Origin of the sequence: Actinomyces sp. HPA0247, from assembly GCA_000411415.1 — a bacterium.
GTDB lineage: Bacteria > Actinomycetota > Actinomycetes > Actinomycetales > Actinomycetaceae > Pauljensenia.
Genome location: KE150452.1, coordinates 222,683 through 236,249, shown reverse-complemented (window position 1 = coordinate 236,249; position 13,567 = coordinate 222,683). Strand labels below are relative to the sequence as shown.

12 protein-coding genes and 1 pseudogene are annotated in these 13,567 nt (G+C 62.3%); 10 read left to right on the top strand and 3 right to left on the bottom strand.

The window, feature by feature from the left end; translation table 11 throughout:
- Positions 1-120 precede the first annotated feature (120 nt).
- The 3 genes from HMPREF1478_RS09140 to HMPREF1478_RS09130 form a co-directional block, all read right to left on the bottom strand.
- Positions 121-1,890 carry a glycoside hydrolase family 13 protein gene (locus tag HMPREF1478_RS09140; RefSeq protein ID WP_016461789.1) on the bottom strand — a complete coding sequence of 590 codons (1,770 nt, stop codon included), beginning with the start codon at positions 1,888-1,890 and terminating at the stop codon, positions 121-123.
- 19 nt (positions 1,891-1,909) lie between these two features.
- Positions 1,910-2,683 (bottom strand): hypothetical protein, encoded by a 774-nt coding sequence (locus HMPREF1478_RS09135; protein ID WP_016461788.1) that lies wholly within the window; start codon positions 2,681-2,683, stop codon positions 1,910-1,912.
- Between the two features lie 107 nt (positions 2,684-2,790).
- Entirely contained in the window at positions 2,791-3,522 is a 732-nt protein-coding gene (locus HMPREF1478_RS09130) for a hypothetical protein (RefSeq protein ID WP_016461787.1), read from the bottom strand.
- 71 nt (positions 3,523-3,593) lie between these two features.
- Here HMPREF1478_RS09130 and HMPREF1478_RS09125 point away from each other — a divergent pair, with 71 nt between their 5' ends.
- From HMPREF1478_RS09125 to HMPREF1478_RS10895, 10 genes and pseudogenes are all read left to right on the top strand, one after another.
- A complete protein-coding gene (locus HMPREF1478_RS09125) occupies positions 3,594-4,871 on the top strand; it encodes a carboxylate--amine ligase (RefSeq protein WP_016461786.1) in 1,278 nt (425 codons plus the stop codon).
- 103 nt (positions 4,872-4,974) lie between these two features.
- Positions 4,975-6,000, top strand: a complete 1,026-nt coding sequence (locus tag HMPREF1478_RS09120) for a lipid II:glycine glycyltransferase FemX (protein ID WP_016461785.1) — start codon at positions 4,975-4,977, stop codon at positions 5,998-6,000.
- Between the two features lie 72 nt (positions 6,001-6,072).
- A complete protein-coding gene (gene thrS, locus HMPREF1478_RS09115; protein ID WP_016461784.1) occupies positions 6,073-8,106 on the top strand; it encodes a threonine--tRNA ligase in 2,034 nt (677 codons plus the stop codon).
- 5 nt (positions 8,107-8,111) lie between these two features.
- A complete protein-coding gene (locus HMPREF1478_RS09110) occupies positions 8,112-8,705 on the top strand; it encodes an HIT family protein (protein ID WP_016461783.1) in 594 nt (197 codons plus the stop codon).
- A complete protein-coding gene (gene pgsA, locus HMPREF1478_RS09105) occupies positions 8,705-9,331 on the top strand; it encodes a phosphatidylinositol phosphate synthase (protein WP_016461782.1) in 627 nt (208 codons plus the stop codon). Before HMPREF1478_RS09110 ends, pgsA begins: the two co-directional genes overlap by 1 nt.
- Positions 9,328-10,254 carry a phosphatidylinositol mannoside acyltransferase gene (locus tag HMPREF1478_RS09100; protein ID WP_016461781.1) on the top strand — a complete coding sequence of 309 codons (927 nt, stop codon included), beginning with the start codon at positions 9,328-9,330 and terminating at the stop codon, positions 10,252-10,254. The genes pgsA and HMPREF1478_RS09100 overlap by 4 nt, the downstream gene beginning before the upstream one ends.
- Complete coding sequence (locus HMPREF1478_RS09095; RefSeq protein ID WP_016461780.1) at positions 10,251-11,429, top strand: glycosyltransferase family 4 protein; 1,179 nt, start codon at positions 10,251-10,253, stop codon at positions 11,427-11,429. Before HMPREF1478_RS09100 ends, HMPREF1478_RS09095 begins: the two co-directional genes overlap by 4 nt.
- Positions 11,426-12,049, top strand: a complete 624-nt coding sequence (locus HMPREF1478_RS09090; RefSeq protein ID WP_016461779.1) for a hypothetical protein — start codon at positions 11,426-11,428, stop codon at positions 12,047-12,049. Before HMPREF1478_RS09095 ends, HMPREF1478_RS09090 begins: the two co-directional genes overlap by 4 nt.
- Position 12,050: 1 nt before the next feature.
- Complete coding sequence (locus HMPREF1478_RS09085) at positions 12,051-13,346, top strand: PrsW family intramembrane metalloprotease (protein ID WP_016461778.1); 1,296 nt, start codon at positions 12,051-12,053, stop codon at positions 13,344-13,346.
- Between the two features lie 15 nt (positions 13,347-13,361).
- A pseudogene (locus HMPREF1478_RS10895) lies at positions 13,362-13,567 on the top strand (hypothetical protein); the annotation flags it as partial.

Below are 13,567 nucleotides of genomic sequence, written 5' to 3'. Positions count from 1 at the left end.
GATGAGAAGACGACCTCTTCTCATCCGCGCTTTTCCGCGTGATCCTGCCGCATGTGCGCGAGCGTACGGCTATCGGGATACGGATAGACGCACCGAGGAGCGTTTCCGATCGCGAGGCGCTCACAGAGCGCGCACGTAGACGCGAGCCTCCCACGGTCTCATCGATGCGCATGGGGGGAGGGAACAATCCTCCTCGTTCTGCCCGTCAGGAGAACCACCTGCGCCCGGCTCGTCCACATTGCCCAGGTACAGTGTCCAGCGTGACGGCGTCCACGCCTCGTCGGGGGAGGGGAAGTACGGCGCACGAGCGGTACCCGAGAGGTTCACCATCACGAGAACCTCGCTGCACGACGTGCGGCGACAGTACGTGAAGAGCGCGGGATCACCGACGTCGATCCGATCGAATGTGCCGTCAGTCAGTGCGGGAATGCGGTGGCGAGCATCGATCAGCGCCTTGTAATACGACAGGATTGAGCTGGGATCCTGCATTTGCGCCGCGACGTTGATCCGAGAAGCCGACGGCGGGATGCTGATCCAGGGATGGGCGGAGGTGAAACCGGCGGTGGGGGAGTCGTCCCACTGCATGGGGGTGCGCCCGTTATCGCGCGACATCGCGGCCACCCCCGCTGGTATGTGGTCATCGCTGCAACTGGCCAAATAGTTGAGGGATTCAATGTCACGGAAATCGGAGGGTGCCGAGAAAGAACCTCCGAGCATCCCTATTTCCTGACCCTGATAGATGAAAGGTGTCCCGCGCTGCAGCAAGTAAGCTGTCGCGAGGGCCGTAGCCGACTCTCGCCAATACGCCTCAGCATCGCCGAATCGGGCGACCGAACGAGGCTGATCGTGGTTCTCCAGATACAGAGCGTTCCAGCCGCGTTGTCCGAGCGTCTCCTGCCAACGAGTGAAGACATCGGCGAGCTCGCCCTCCTGAAGGGGGCGAGGAGAGAACTTCCCGTCTTCGAGCCCCACATTCATGTGTTCAAACTGAATGAGCATGTTGAACTCACCGCGCTCCGGCGCGCAGAACAGCAGCGCGGACTCAGGAGACGCGTTCGAGGCCTCGCCGACCGTGAAGGTACCCGGATGGTGGGCGAACGTTCGCGCGTTCATCTCCTGTAAGAACTCGTGCAGGCGAGGGCCATCCGCGTAGAGCTCATGCCCGACACCGAATGGGGCGCGAGCCGGGCCACCATCGGGGAGCCCTGGTGCCTTAGAGATTACGTCGATGGCATCCACTCGGAAACCGTCAACGCCACGGTCCAGCCACCAGTTCATCATTTCGTAGACGGCTTCGCGCACCCGGGGGTTCTCCCAGTTCAGATCGGGCTGCTCGCGGGCAAAAAGGTGCAGGTAATACTGGCCTGATCGAGGGTCGAACTCCCAGGCCGACCCACCAAAAAACGACTCCCAGTTGTTCGGCTGCGCACCGGGTGTTCCCGGCTCCATGCCGGGGCGTGCGTCACGCCAGTAATACCAGTCGCGGCGCGGTGAATGAACGGACGAGGCAGACTCGAGAAACCACGGGTGCTCGATTGACGTGTGGTTGACGACGAGATCCATCACAATGCGCATACCGAGCTCATGCGCGCGTGCGACCAGACGATCAAAGGCCGCGAGGTCCCCGAAGAGTGGATCGATATCTCGATAGTCCGAGATGTCGTAGCCGTTGTCTGCCTGCGGAGATCGATAGATAGGGGAGATCCACACGATGTCGATGCCCAGATCTGCCAAGTAGTCCAGGCGCGAACAGATGCCCTCTAGGTCGCCGATGCCGTCGCCATTCGTATCCTGAAACGATCGGGGGTAAACCTGGTAGAGGACGGCGTTTTTCCACCAGGGTGAGGCGCTGGTGTACGTGTCGGGGAGCAGTTCCGGGCGGTGGATCATGAGAACTCGCGGGGGCGACTTACTTCGTATCGAGCGTTGCGTTGGCGATATACCGTCCGTTGCTCAGATCCTGGATGGCATTGCAGGTGAACGCGAACGTGCCATTCTTGCCGGATGCGATCGTCCCTTCGAAGGTGCCCTTCATGACGTACTGCGGATTGCCCTGGTCGGTCTTACCATCGCGCTGAATCGTCCATTCCGTGAGGTTCCCCGATGCCGCGGACTTACTGAGAGCGCTCTTGCACTCGGCGAGAACACTGGACTCCTCGCTATCGGTGAGTGGGTCGTTCCCGTTCTTGTCTCGAGGCTTGGAAGAGCCGTGCCCGGAGCCGGACGATGATCCCGACGAGGAACCGGACGACGAGCCCGAGGAGGACCCAGACGAGGAATCCGTGGGGGCTGATGCCGTCGGTGTTCCAGACGCGGGTGCCTGCCCCGATGACCGAGGTCTGTTGCTCGTCGCGACCGCAGCAAAAACGATCATGAGGAGGATGACGAGGACGGCAACGATAATGCCGATGATGAGTCCTGCGTGCGAGTCTTTCCTCGGTGGCATACCACCGCCAGATCCGTAGGAGGGGCCACCGGCGGGCTGCATCTGGGGCAGGACAGGCGGTGTGCCATAGTAGGCGCCCTGGCTCTGCCCATATCCCGTGCCCATCCCGCCCGCGGACCGAGGCGCAGACGGTGCTCCGTACGTTGCCCCACCCTGCGTGCCGATTGGATACTGACCGTTCGGCGCCTGAGGGCCGCCCCATTGAGATGACTGGTTGGGGCCGTAGGGGTTGGACATGGGGACTCCCTGATGTCGATGGAGCGAGACGTTCGGAGAATGTGGCCGATCCTCCAGTCGCTGAATGCCTCGGAAAGGTAAGACGAGCAACTGGACGGGCGTTGTTTCTACTGGAAGGTCGTCTCAATCAGACCCGTCGCCGGGTCATAGTCTGCCTTGCAGTTGAAATCGCCGTCGACGGCCTCGTTGTTTTTGGCTTTCCTGCCGGTCACGTGACCCGTGTACTCGTAGGTTTGCTTACTCGAGGTCGAGGAAACAAGGGTGAGCTGCTGATTCGTGATCAATGCGCCCTTGATTGCCGTGTTGATCTGGCTCTCGCAGGTGGACTTAATCATCTTCTCGACTGCCGGGTCGGATCCGCCATTCGATCCATTCGAGCCTTTCGAGGAGCCCGTGCCGGTGCCAGTTCCCGACGTCGGTGAAGGCTTGGAGCCGTAGGTGGGCGATGAAGAAGGCTGGCTCGTGGGCTTTGATCCGTATGACGGAGAGCTTGACGATGTGGGCGAGGGGCTTGCTGAACGGTCGTCTCGAGCGGAAGACGAGGCGTATGCGAACACGACATAGATGACTATTGCCACGACGAGGGCAACGACAAAAGAGCCAGCAATGATCGCGATGATCTTTCCGTTGTTGGAGCCCGAAGGCTGCGGGCCCATCGGCCCGCCAGGGTAGGCGGGCTGGCCGTACGGGGAAGCACCGTAGCCGACCTGAGGAGACTGCTGGGGGTAGCCGCCCTGCTGGTTTCCGCCCTGAGGATAGCCTCCCTGCTGGGGGTATCCGCCTGCGCCCTGCTGAGGCTGGAACGGCTGTTGATTGTGCTGCGAAAATGGCGAACTCATAGCGAACTTTCGTCGAGGTGAGAGAGGTCTCAGGGATAGTTCTGTATCCTACCAGGCGCTAGGCTTGTGGCATGACAATCGACTACCTGACCCGGCCTCGCCCCCTGGCGCCCCGCGACGACATTCTGCCTGTCATCATCGGTGGAGACTTCGGCGTGTATGGAATCGGGCGCTGTTTCAACGAAGCATTCGGTTGCCGATGCATCTGCGTCGGCTCCCAACCCACGGAGTCGATCACGCGGTCACACTTTTTTGATGTCCGGCACGTGAGCGCCCACGCGAGCGATGCGCAGCTCCTCGACGTCCTGATGAGCATCGCCGGTGAGCATGCGGACAAGAAACTCATCCTGATGGCGAACCACGACATCTTCTCGGCGTTCGTTGCTCGGAACATGGAGATGCTCTCGCGCCACTACGCGCTGCCGTTCCCCACAGAGGAGGTCATGGATCGACTCACTGATAAGGAAGAGTTTGCGCGCGCGTGTGAGCGCGCGGGGATTGACTCGCCGGGCACGGTCGCGGTCGATTTTTCCGACGTTGACGACGAGGCCTGGGTCGCCCCGGACATTCCGTTCAGTTTCCCGGTTGTCGCCAAGTCCGCAAAGGGCGAGCCCTACGACGTTCTCGATTTCGACGGTAAGCGCAAGATCTGGTTCATCGATACGCCCGAGGAGCTGGCGCAACTCTGGAAGACCCTGAAGGATGCAGGATTCCGCGATACTTTCCTGGTCCAGGAGCTGATCCCCGGGGACAACACGGCGATGCGATCGATCACGGCCTATGTCGACTCGCATGGGAAGGTGACGCTCATCGGTTCGGCCCGCGTCCTGCTGGAGGATCACGCCCCCACAATGATCGGCAACCCGGTTGCCATGATCACCGAAGACTTCCCCCAGCTGTGGGCCGACGCATGCACGCTGCTCACCGAGAACGGGTATCGCGGATTCGCAAACTTTGACGTGAAGATCGATCCTCGCGACGGTCGTGCCCTCTTCTTCGAGGTCAACCCTCGAATTGGCCGTAACAATTGGTATATGGCCGCTGCTGGTGCGAACCCGATGATCCCGATGGTCGCAGACCTTATCGACGGGCAGGAATGTGAGCAGGTTCAGGCCAAGGATGAAATCCTGTATACCCTCGTTCCGGACTCGCTGCTCCTGCACTACATCACCGATCCCGAGCTGCGAACGCGCGTCACACGCATCATCCGTGAGGGGCGCCGCTTCGACCTGCTCCTGAACCCGACGGAAAAAGATCTGCGACGTAACCTCACCGTGTGGCTCCAGAAGCAGAACCATCGTCGTAAGTTTGCCCGCTACTATCCGGAGCCTACCGAGACGTCCTACTGACGTCACCTCTTTTCCGTGCCTAGCCCCGGCCTCGTCGGCGGGGGAGTAGGCCCTGATAGACTGACCCCCTACGCGACCGATAATTCCGACCAACGAGGACACCATGACGACAACCGCACTCGTGCCCATTTCCAAGGACGATAAGATCGCTGCGGTCTCTGGCTTCCAGGACCGTTCACTTCCCATCGAGCAGACGTGCGTGTGGGAGACGTTCGAGGAATCCCAGGGACACGGGGTGTGGGGTCGCTACGCGTGGTGCGAAGACGACTCGAAGATCGCGTTCATCACGCTCTACAAGTACTCCGTGCGCGGCGTCCACTACTTGTGGGCCAAGTGGGGACCGGCATGGGTGAAGGAAGCGACCCCCGAGCGCGAAGCGGCACTGCGTGCCGACCTCCTGCGTGAAATCAAGGCGAAGGATAAGTCGGTCGCCTTTGTGCGCCTGCACGCCATCTACCAGCACCCCGATCTGTGCATGCCGCTGCAGACAATCTCCTACGACCGCACCGTCGTCATCGACACCAGCGGAAAGAGCGAGGAGGCAATCCTCGCCGCCATGCCCAAGGCCGGCAAGCGCTCCATCCGCTCGGGCCTGAAGAAGGGCAAGGCCGAGGGCATCACCTTCCACGAGGACACCGCGAACGCGGCCGAGGTCATTGACGAGTACTACGCCGTCATGGAAGAGACCGCCCAGCGAGACGGCTTCCGCCCGCACCCCAAGGACTACTACCTCACGCTCCTGACGATCCTCGGCCCCAAGCACGCGCGTATCTTCTCGATGCGCGACGCCGAGGGCAACATCTTGTGCTGGGACTTCTGCCTCGTCGAGGGAATCCGCGCGCAGGCCGAGTACGGCGCCTCCACCGAGGCCGGCCGACGCCTGCGCCAGCCCCCGGTCCTGGACTTCCTGGCCGCCGAATTCCTCGCCCGTGACGGCGTGCGCGAATTCGATCTCATGGGTGCGCACTCGCCGCGCTGCCCCGAGCTCTACAGCGTCGGCAAGTACAAGAGCGCGTTTGCCTCACACTTCACAGACGTTCCCGGCGGATGGGACATGCCGATCAAAAAGGCGACCTATCGCGCCCTCAGCGCGGCGAAAGCCGTCAAGGACTGGCGTGCCCGCTCCTGAAGCGTTCGCGCCACGGGGATAGAATCCCACTAACAACACAATTTCGCGTACCTCATGAAACTAGGAGACACAGTGCCCGATATCTCGCTCGTCATTGACGGACATGAACAGACCGTACCGGCGGGGACCACGGGCACGACGTGGTTCGAGAAGTCTCGCGATGTCGTCGCTATCAAGGTTGACGGAACTCCGCGCGACCTCGAGACTCCCTTCGAGGAGGGCACGACCGTCGAGGCCATCACGCTGGCTAGCGAGGACGGCCTAAACATCCTGCGTCACAGCGCTACGCACGTGCTCGCCCAGGCCGTCCAGGACGTTTTCCCGGACGTGAACCTCGGCATCGGCCCCTTCATCACCGACGGTTTCTACTACGACTTCGGCAACATCGACGCAGTCACCCCGGAGCTGCTGCGCGAGCTCGAGAAGCGCATGAAGCGCATCGTCAAGGAGGGGCAGCGCTTCGTGCGCCGCGAAATCTCCGAAGAGGAAGCAGTCGTCGAGCTCGCCGCTCAGCCCTACAAGCTTGAGCTCGTCACCACCAAGGGTAAGGGCGCAGAGGGCGCTTCCGTCGAGGTTGGCGGCGCCACGCTCACCATGTACGACAACGTCCGACGCGACGGCTCCGTCGCGTGGAAGGACCTGTGCCGCGGTCCCCACCTGCCCTCCACCAAGCTCATCGGTAACGGCTTCGCGCTGACCAAGGCCTCGGCTGCCTACTGGAAGGGCGATCAATCGAACGATCAGCTCCAGCGCATCTACGGCACCGCGTGGGCCACCAAGGAAGACCTCGTCGCCTACCAGGAGCGCATCAAGGAGGCCGAGCGCCGCGATCACCGTCGCCTCGGCGCCGAGCTGGACCTGTACTCTTTCCCCGAGGAGATCGGCCCCGGCCTCGTTGTCTTCCACCCCAAGGGCGGCATCCTGCGCCACGAGATCGAGTCCTACGTGACCGACCGTCATAAGAAGGCCGGTTTCGACTTCGTGCACACCCCCGAGATCTCCAAGGGCGGTCTCTTCCACACGTCGGGCCACCTGCCCTACTACGCGGACACGATGTTCCCGCCCATGCTCGTCGATGAAGAGCGCGACGAGGACGGCAACGTGACGAAGGCAGGCCAGGAGTATTACCTCAAGGCCATGAACTGCCCGATGCACAACCTCATTTTCCGTTCGCGCGGCCGCTCCTACCGTGAGCTGCCCCTGCGCTTCTACGAGCTGGGCCACGACTACCGCTATGAAAAGAGCGGTGTCGTCCACGGCCTGACCCGCATGCGCGGCTTCACGCAGGACGACTCGCACACCTACTGCACCCCGGAGCAGGCCTCGGAGGAAATCCGCAGCCAGATCGAGTTCTTCCTGTCGATCCTGTCCGCCTTCGGTCTGAAGGACTTCTACCTCGAGCTGTCCACGCGCGACGAGGACGGTAAGAAGAAGGACAAGTTCATCGGCTCGGACGAGGATTGGGCTGCCGCCACGAAGGCCCTCGAGGATGCCTGCGCTGCGACCGGTCTCGACCTCGTTCCCGATCCGGGTGGCGCCGCCTTCTACGGTCCCAAGGTCTCTGTCCAGGTCAAGGACGCGATTGGCCGCACCTGGCAGATGTCGACGATCCAGTACGACTTCAACCAACCTGAGCGCTTCGACCTGGAGTACACGGCGGCCGATGGTAGCCGTCAGCGCCCCGTCATGATCCACTCCGCGAAGCTCGGATCCGTCGAACGTTTCATCGGCGTTCTCACCGAGCACTACGCGGGTGCGTTCCCGGCGTGGCTGTCTCCCGTCCAGGTGCGTCTCATCCCCGTCGCCGAGGCCTTCGATGACTACGTCAAGGACGTCGCTGCCAAGCTGCGTGAGCGTGGCGTGCGCGTCGAGACCGACCTGTCGGACGACCGTTTCGGTAAGAAGATCCGCAACGCCTCCAAGGACAAGGTTCCCTTCACGCTCATCGCGGGTGGCGAGGACGTCGAGGCTGGCGCCGTGTCCTTCCGCCTGCGTGACGGTTCGCAGCACAACGGTATTGCCGTTGACCGCGCGATCGAGCTGATCGTTCGTCATATCGAGGCACGCAACAACGCGGACCAGATCGACGGCCTCGACGAGGCGTGAGAGACATGAGCCGCGACGCCGGTTCCGACTCGATCGGTACCCCGAACGGCCCGTTGCCCACCGAGGACGCCCGCTCGCTCGCGGGTGTCCCGGACGGCTTCGGTCGTTTCTGGACCCCCTATCGGATGGCCTACATCCGCGGTGAAGGGAAGCCTTCGGATGCCTCGGATGTCGGATGCCCGTTTTGTACGGCACCCGGTAAGGACGACCAGTCGGGCCTGATTGTCTACCGGGGACGCACCTGCTTCGTCCTCATGAATCTGTTTCCCTATAACTCCGGGCACCTGCTCGTGTGCCCGTACCGCCATGTCTCCGACTACACGGAGCTCACCGACGAGGAACGCATCGAGCTGGGTGACCTGACGGCCACCGCCATGCGAGTGACACGTGCCGTCGCTGCCCCGGCAGGCTTCAATCTGGGGATGAACCAGGGTGAGGTCGCTGGGGCCGGTATCGCGGCTCACCTGCACCAGCACGTTGTTCCGCGCTGGCTGGGGGATGCGAATTTCCTGCCGATTATCGCTCAGACGAAGGCCGTCCCCGAGCTGCTTGAGGACGCCCGCGCCCGGCTGGCCGCCGCCTGGCCCAAGGAGAACTGATGCTCGGAAACCACGGACGTTCTATCACGAGGGCTATCTTCACTCCGCTCGCACGCGTCCTAGCGCGCGCGGGGGTGACGCCCAACATGGTGACGGTTGCCGGAACGGTCGCGACCGTCGCAATCGCTGTCATCTGCATCCCGCAGGGGTGGATCTGGCAGGGAGGTATCGCTCTCGCGGTCGTGATGTTCGGCGATTCCGTCGATGGGACGCTTGCACGCATGACGACGGGTGGCACTCGCTTTGGTGCCTTCCTTGATTCGACGCTCGACCGGCTGGGTGACGGCGCCGTGTTTGGCTCCCTGACTGCGTACGCGGTCTTCCAGATGGACAACACGTTCGTGCGCACGTGGTCGATCATTGCCGGCATCTGCTCGATCGTGGGCGCGGCTGCCGTCCCCTATGCTCGCGCGCGTGCGGAATCCGTAGGTGTCGTGGCCAAGTTGGGTATCGCCGAGCGAACCGACCGGCTCATCATCGGCATGGGAACGGCCATGCTCATGAGTCTCGGCCTGCCGGAGTGGGTGTTCGCGTGCGGCCTGACGTGGGTGGCGTTTGCCTCATTCGTCACGGTGTGCCAGCGCATTTGGTTTACTGCCCGCCACATTGACGAAGGAACCCAGTGAGTTTCTCACCCCTGTCGCTCGCTTTTTCTGTTGCGCCCCGCCTTCCGCTACGCCTCGTCATGCGCATGGCGGATGCGGGTGCATTGATCGCGGCGAGACGTGGGGGAGCCATGATCGAGCGGCTTGCCTCCAACATGGTACGGTTAACCGGAGAAAATCCATCGGATGCTCAGGTACGCGATGCGGTTCGCTCCCATATCCGCAACTATGCCGAACAGCTGATGCTCGGATCGCGTCGCGGTGAACCGTTGCTCGAGGGAGTGTCCTTTGAGGGATTCGAGGCCTTGGCACAGGCGAGTGAGGATGGACCTGTTGTCCTCGCCCTGGGACATTCGGGCAGCTGGGACCGTGCAGGTGCGTGGGTCTGCGCGCACGGCCGTCGCATCGTCACCGTCGCTGAGAAAGTTGAGCCTCCGTCACTCTTTGAGCGCTTCGTTTCTCTGCGCGAAGGACTGGGTATGGAAGTTATCGGCGTCGCGAAGGGTGAGTCTGTCTTCTCGACTCTCGTTGAACGAGTGCGCGGGCGGGGCGTGATTGTGCCGCTTCTGGCGGATCGGGACATTTCCGGCTCGGGTATCGAAGTGGATTTTGGGACGCAGCGGGCACTCGTCGCCGCGGGGCCTGCCGCGCTGGCGACAAAGCTTGAGCGCCCACTGTTCGCGGCGTGCATTACTTACGAGAACGAGAGCCCGACAGGGGCCGATGTGCGTGTGCGTTGCGTCGGACCGATCAATGCAGATGGACGGGAGCGCCCCGACCTCAACCGCGTCGAAGCTCTCACACAGGCGTGGGTGGATCATTTTGCCGCCATGATGGCGACCAAGGCGCAGGACTGGCACATGATGCAGCGCGTGTATGTGGAGGATCTTGACCCCGAGCGCCTGGCGCGCGCGAGGGCCGAGCACGAGAGGAAGAATCGATGAAGATCGGAATCGTGAACCCCTACTCCTGGGACGTGCCCGGGGGAGTGGGCTTCCATATTCGCGACCTTGCGTTGAAGCTGCGGTCCCGCGGACATGACGTTCAGGTGCTGACGCCGTCGACCTCGGAGGACCTGCCCGAGTGGATCACATCCGCTGGGTCGTCAGTGTCGATTCCCTTCAACGGTTCGGTGGCGAATATTTCTATCAAGCCCAAGGCACTCGCGCGCACCCGTCGCTGGCTGGCGGACAACGATTTCGATGTCGTGCACGTCCATGAACCCGTTGTGCCTTCGGTGTCGATGGCTGCTGCGATGCTGTCGAGTGCACCTCTCGTGGGTACGTTCCACGCGGCGCTTGGACGCTCGGTGTCTCGCGCGATTGCGTCGGCTCCGATGCGTCTGTACATGGAACGCATTGGCGTGCGCATCGCCGTCTCCGAGGAAGCTCGACGTACCCTGATTGAGCACCATGGGGGAGATGCCGTCATTATCCCGAACGGCGTGGAAACAGCATCGTTCCGCACGGCTCAGCCCCTCGATCAATGGGTTGCGACGGACGAACGACCGGTCATCGTGTTCCTTGGCCGCCTTGATGAGCCGCGTAAGGGATTGGGTATTTTCGCCGGTGCGATCGAGCGGGTTCTCGAGGCCATCCCCGGCGCGCGTTTCTTGATCGCCGGGCGCGGAGATGCCCCCGATATTCGCGCGGCTGTGGCGCGTTTCGGTGATTCGGTCTCGTTCCTGGGTGGAATCAGCGATGAGGAGAAGGAATCCCTCCTTGCTGGTGCATCGATCTATGTGGCACCGCAGACTGGTGGAGAGTCTTTCGGTATCGTCCTCGTCGAGGCGATGGCGGCCCGAACCACCGTTGTGGCCTCCGACATTCCGGCCTTCCGAGCCGTTTTGGAGGATGGTCGAGCGGGTGCACTCTTCGACACCGGTAGCAGCGACTCGCTTGCTTCAGCGCTTGTGGAGCTGTTGGGTGACCACGAGCGACTCGATGCCCTCGCGGATGCGGGGCAGCGTGCGTCCGCGCAGTACGACTGGGAGGTCGTGGCGGATAAGGTCTTTGAAGTCTACAAGCTCGCTATCGCCATGGGCAGTCCCGCGGACTCAGGTTCGAGGCGCGCGCGTGACCTGATTCGTGGGCGCGACGACGAGGAGTACCTCCGATGATTCACGTCTCTCCTTGGACCGTCGTTCTGATCTGTGTGAGTCTCGTCGTGGCAGCCCTCGTTGCCGGCGTCGCCATCACGCGTGCGCGTCGACTCGATCGCCTCCATCAGCGCATCCTTGCCTCGCGCGACGCGCTTTCACGACTGCTGCTGCGTCGTGCCTCGGAAGCGGAACTGCTGGCTCACGCGGCGGGTCTTGAAAGCGCGGGTGGCCCCAGCCTCGTCGATGCCGCACGCGCGTACATCCAAGACGGTGGCGATCAGCTCACGACAGACGGGCTCGACCGGCGCACAAGCGCTCAGCGTCAGGCCGATCGCGTCGAGGTCAGCGCCCGGCTCGAGCGAGCATCGGCGTTGACACGCGCGATCCGAGAGACGCTCACACCCGACGTGCGCGCACGTATTGAAGAGGACCCGCAGGCAAAAGCGAGACTCGAGGCACTCGACGCGACGTGCTACCGTATCGAACTCACCCGAAACGTCCACAACGTCGATGTCACGGGAGTCCGCGCCTTGCGTTCCGCACGAATGGTAAAATTGCTCCGGCTCGCCGGACACGCGCCGGTGCCCGAGCCCATTGACTTTGATGACGACACACATATCGGCGGACGGGGATACTGACATGAACACGACCCACTGGGGAGGGCCGGGAGAAGACTACCGCCTGAAGAAAATCAGCAGCGTCAACGTCGACATGGTGAACGGCATGTCCGCGCCCGCCCCCGACGATGCTGCGCCCGTGTGGCAGACGCCGAAGGCGCGGCATTCGTTTCCGTGGCTTGAGGTCATCATCACGACGGTCAGCACCATCGGTTTCATCGCGCTCGTTATCTTCTGGCTGAGCCCGGCGTCATCGGGTGTCGTATCCCTCGTCCGGACGAGCCTTCTCGCGCTCCTTCCTCTGCTCATCGTCGTCAGCTTCATCCTGTTCATCGACCGCTGGGAGCCTGAGCCGTGGAAGACGAAGGGTGCTCTCTTTCTCTGGGGAGCGGGGGTTGCCACGATCTCTGCCGGTATCCTGAACACGGCCCTTCAGGAAAACATCGTCCTCTCGATCGGTGACGTCAATCAATCCAACGCTCTCGCCGCCACCTTTATCGCTCCGCTCATCGAAGAGACCCTCAAGGGGTTGGGTGTTCTCATCGTCGTCATCGTGCGTCGAACCAACATCAATTCGATTATCGATGGCGTCGTCTACGCGGGTTTTTCTGCCTGTGGATTCATGTTCGCCGAGGACATCCTGTACTTCGTCCGGGTCGATGATCCCGCAGACAGCGGTCTCCTGTTTACCTTCATTATGCGAGGAATCGCCAGCCCCTTCGTGCATGCCATGGCGACCTCGATGACAGGTATCGGCCTCGCCCTGGCGCTCATTAAGTTCAAGCGCGGCTGGTCGAAGACCGGCATTGTCCTTGTGTTCTGGTTCTTCGCGATGGTCGTCCACTTTGTGTGGAATGGAACCGCGTCGTTCCTGGGTCGCTACTTCGTCCTGATCTATCTCGGGATCGAAATGCCAGCCTTCGTGATCTGGGCGGTCACGCTCATCATTTTGTCCCGGAAGGAAGCCGAGAAGATCCGCGTCGGACTCGTCCCGTACGTGCGTACCGGGTGGCTCATTCCCGGCGAGGTCACGATGGCCACGGACAGGCGAGCGCGCAGGGCCGCCCTCAAGTGGGCACGCAGTGGCGGACGCGAGGCCAAGCGAGCCATGCGGTCCTTCCTCGTCAACCTCGCCTCGCTGGGCATGGATCAGCGACTCATGGCCAAGCACGGTCCTGACCGCGCACGCATCGATAACGATGAACGCATGCTGGCCGAGGCCGTCGAGAATAGGCGCGAATTCCTGCGTCTGACGTCTATCGCCGAGCAACAACAGGACGTGACCGACGCCGTGTCCCGCCTCGCACAGGCACGCTAAGAAAGAAGAAGAACTATGAGCAACAATTTCCCGCATTCCATGCCTCCGCAGGGCAATATGCCGCCGAATCAGCAGCAGAACCAGTCGGCTCTGGGCGGTCAGTATGGTGCGCCGGCGGGTTCGGGTTATGCTCCCGTTCCTCAGCCTCAGCAGGGTCAGTTGGCTCCGGGTGGCCAGTATGGTGCGTCGGCGGGTTCGGGCTATGCTCCCGTTCCTCAGCC

What these genes read in the sequence shown, in the direction of transcription:
- HMPREF1478_RS09140 (WP_016461789.1), bottom strand. Translation starts at nt 1,890, where the DNA reads ATGATCCACCGCCCGGAACTGCTCCCCGACACGTACACCAGCGCCTCA.
- HMPREF1478_RS09135 (WP_016461788.1), bottom strand. Translation starts at nt 2,683, where the DNA reads ATGTCCAACCCCTACGGCCCCAACCAGTCATCTCAATGGGGCGGCCCT.
- HMPREF1478_RS09130 (WP_016461787.1), bottom strand. Translation starts at nt 3,522, where the DNA reads ATGAGTTCGCCATTTTCGCAGCACAATCAACAGCCGTTCCAGCCTCAG.
- HMPREF1478_RS09125 (WP_016461786.1), top strand. Translation starts at nt 3,594, where the DNA reads ATGACAATCGACTACCTGACCCGGCCTCGCCCCCTGGCGCCCCGCGAC.
- HMPREF1478_RS09120 (WP_016461785.1), top strand. Translation starts at nt 4,975, where the DNA reads ATGACGACAACCGCACTCGTGCCCATTTCCAAGGACGATAAGATCGCT.
- HMPREF1478_RS09110 (WP_016461783.1), top strand. Translation starts at nt 8,112, where the DNA reads ATGAGCCGCGACGCCGGTTCCGACTCGATCGGTACCCCGAACGGCCCG.
- pgsA (WP_016461782.1), top strand. Translation starts at nt 8,705, where the DNA reads ATGCTCGGAAACCACGGACGTTCTATCACGAGGGCTATCTTCACTCCG.
- HMPREF1478_RS09095 (WP_016461780.1), top strand. Translation starts at nt 10,251, where the DNA reads ATGAAGATCGGAATCGTGAACCCCTACTCCTGGGACGTGCCCGGGGGA.
- HMPREF1478_RS09090 (WP_016461779.1), top strand. Translation starts at nt 11,426, where the DNA reads ATGATTCACGTCTCTCCTTGGACCGTCGTTCTGATCTGTGTGAGTCTC.
- HMPREF1478_RS09085 (WP_016461778.1), top strand. Translation starts at nt 12,051, where the DNA reads ATGAACACGACCCACTGGGGAGGGCCGGGAGAAGACTACCGCCTGAAG.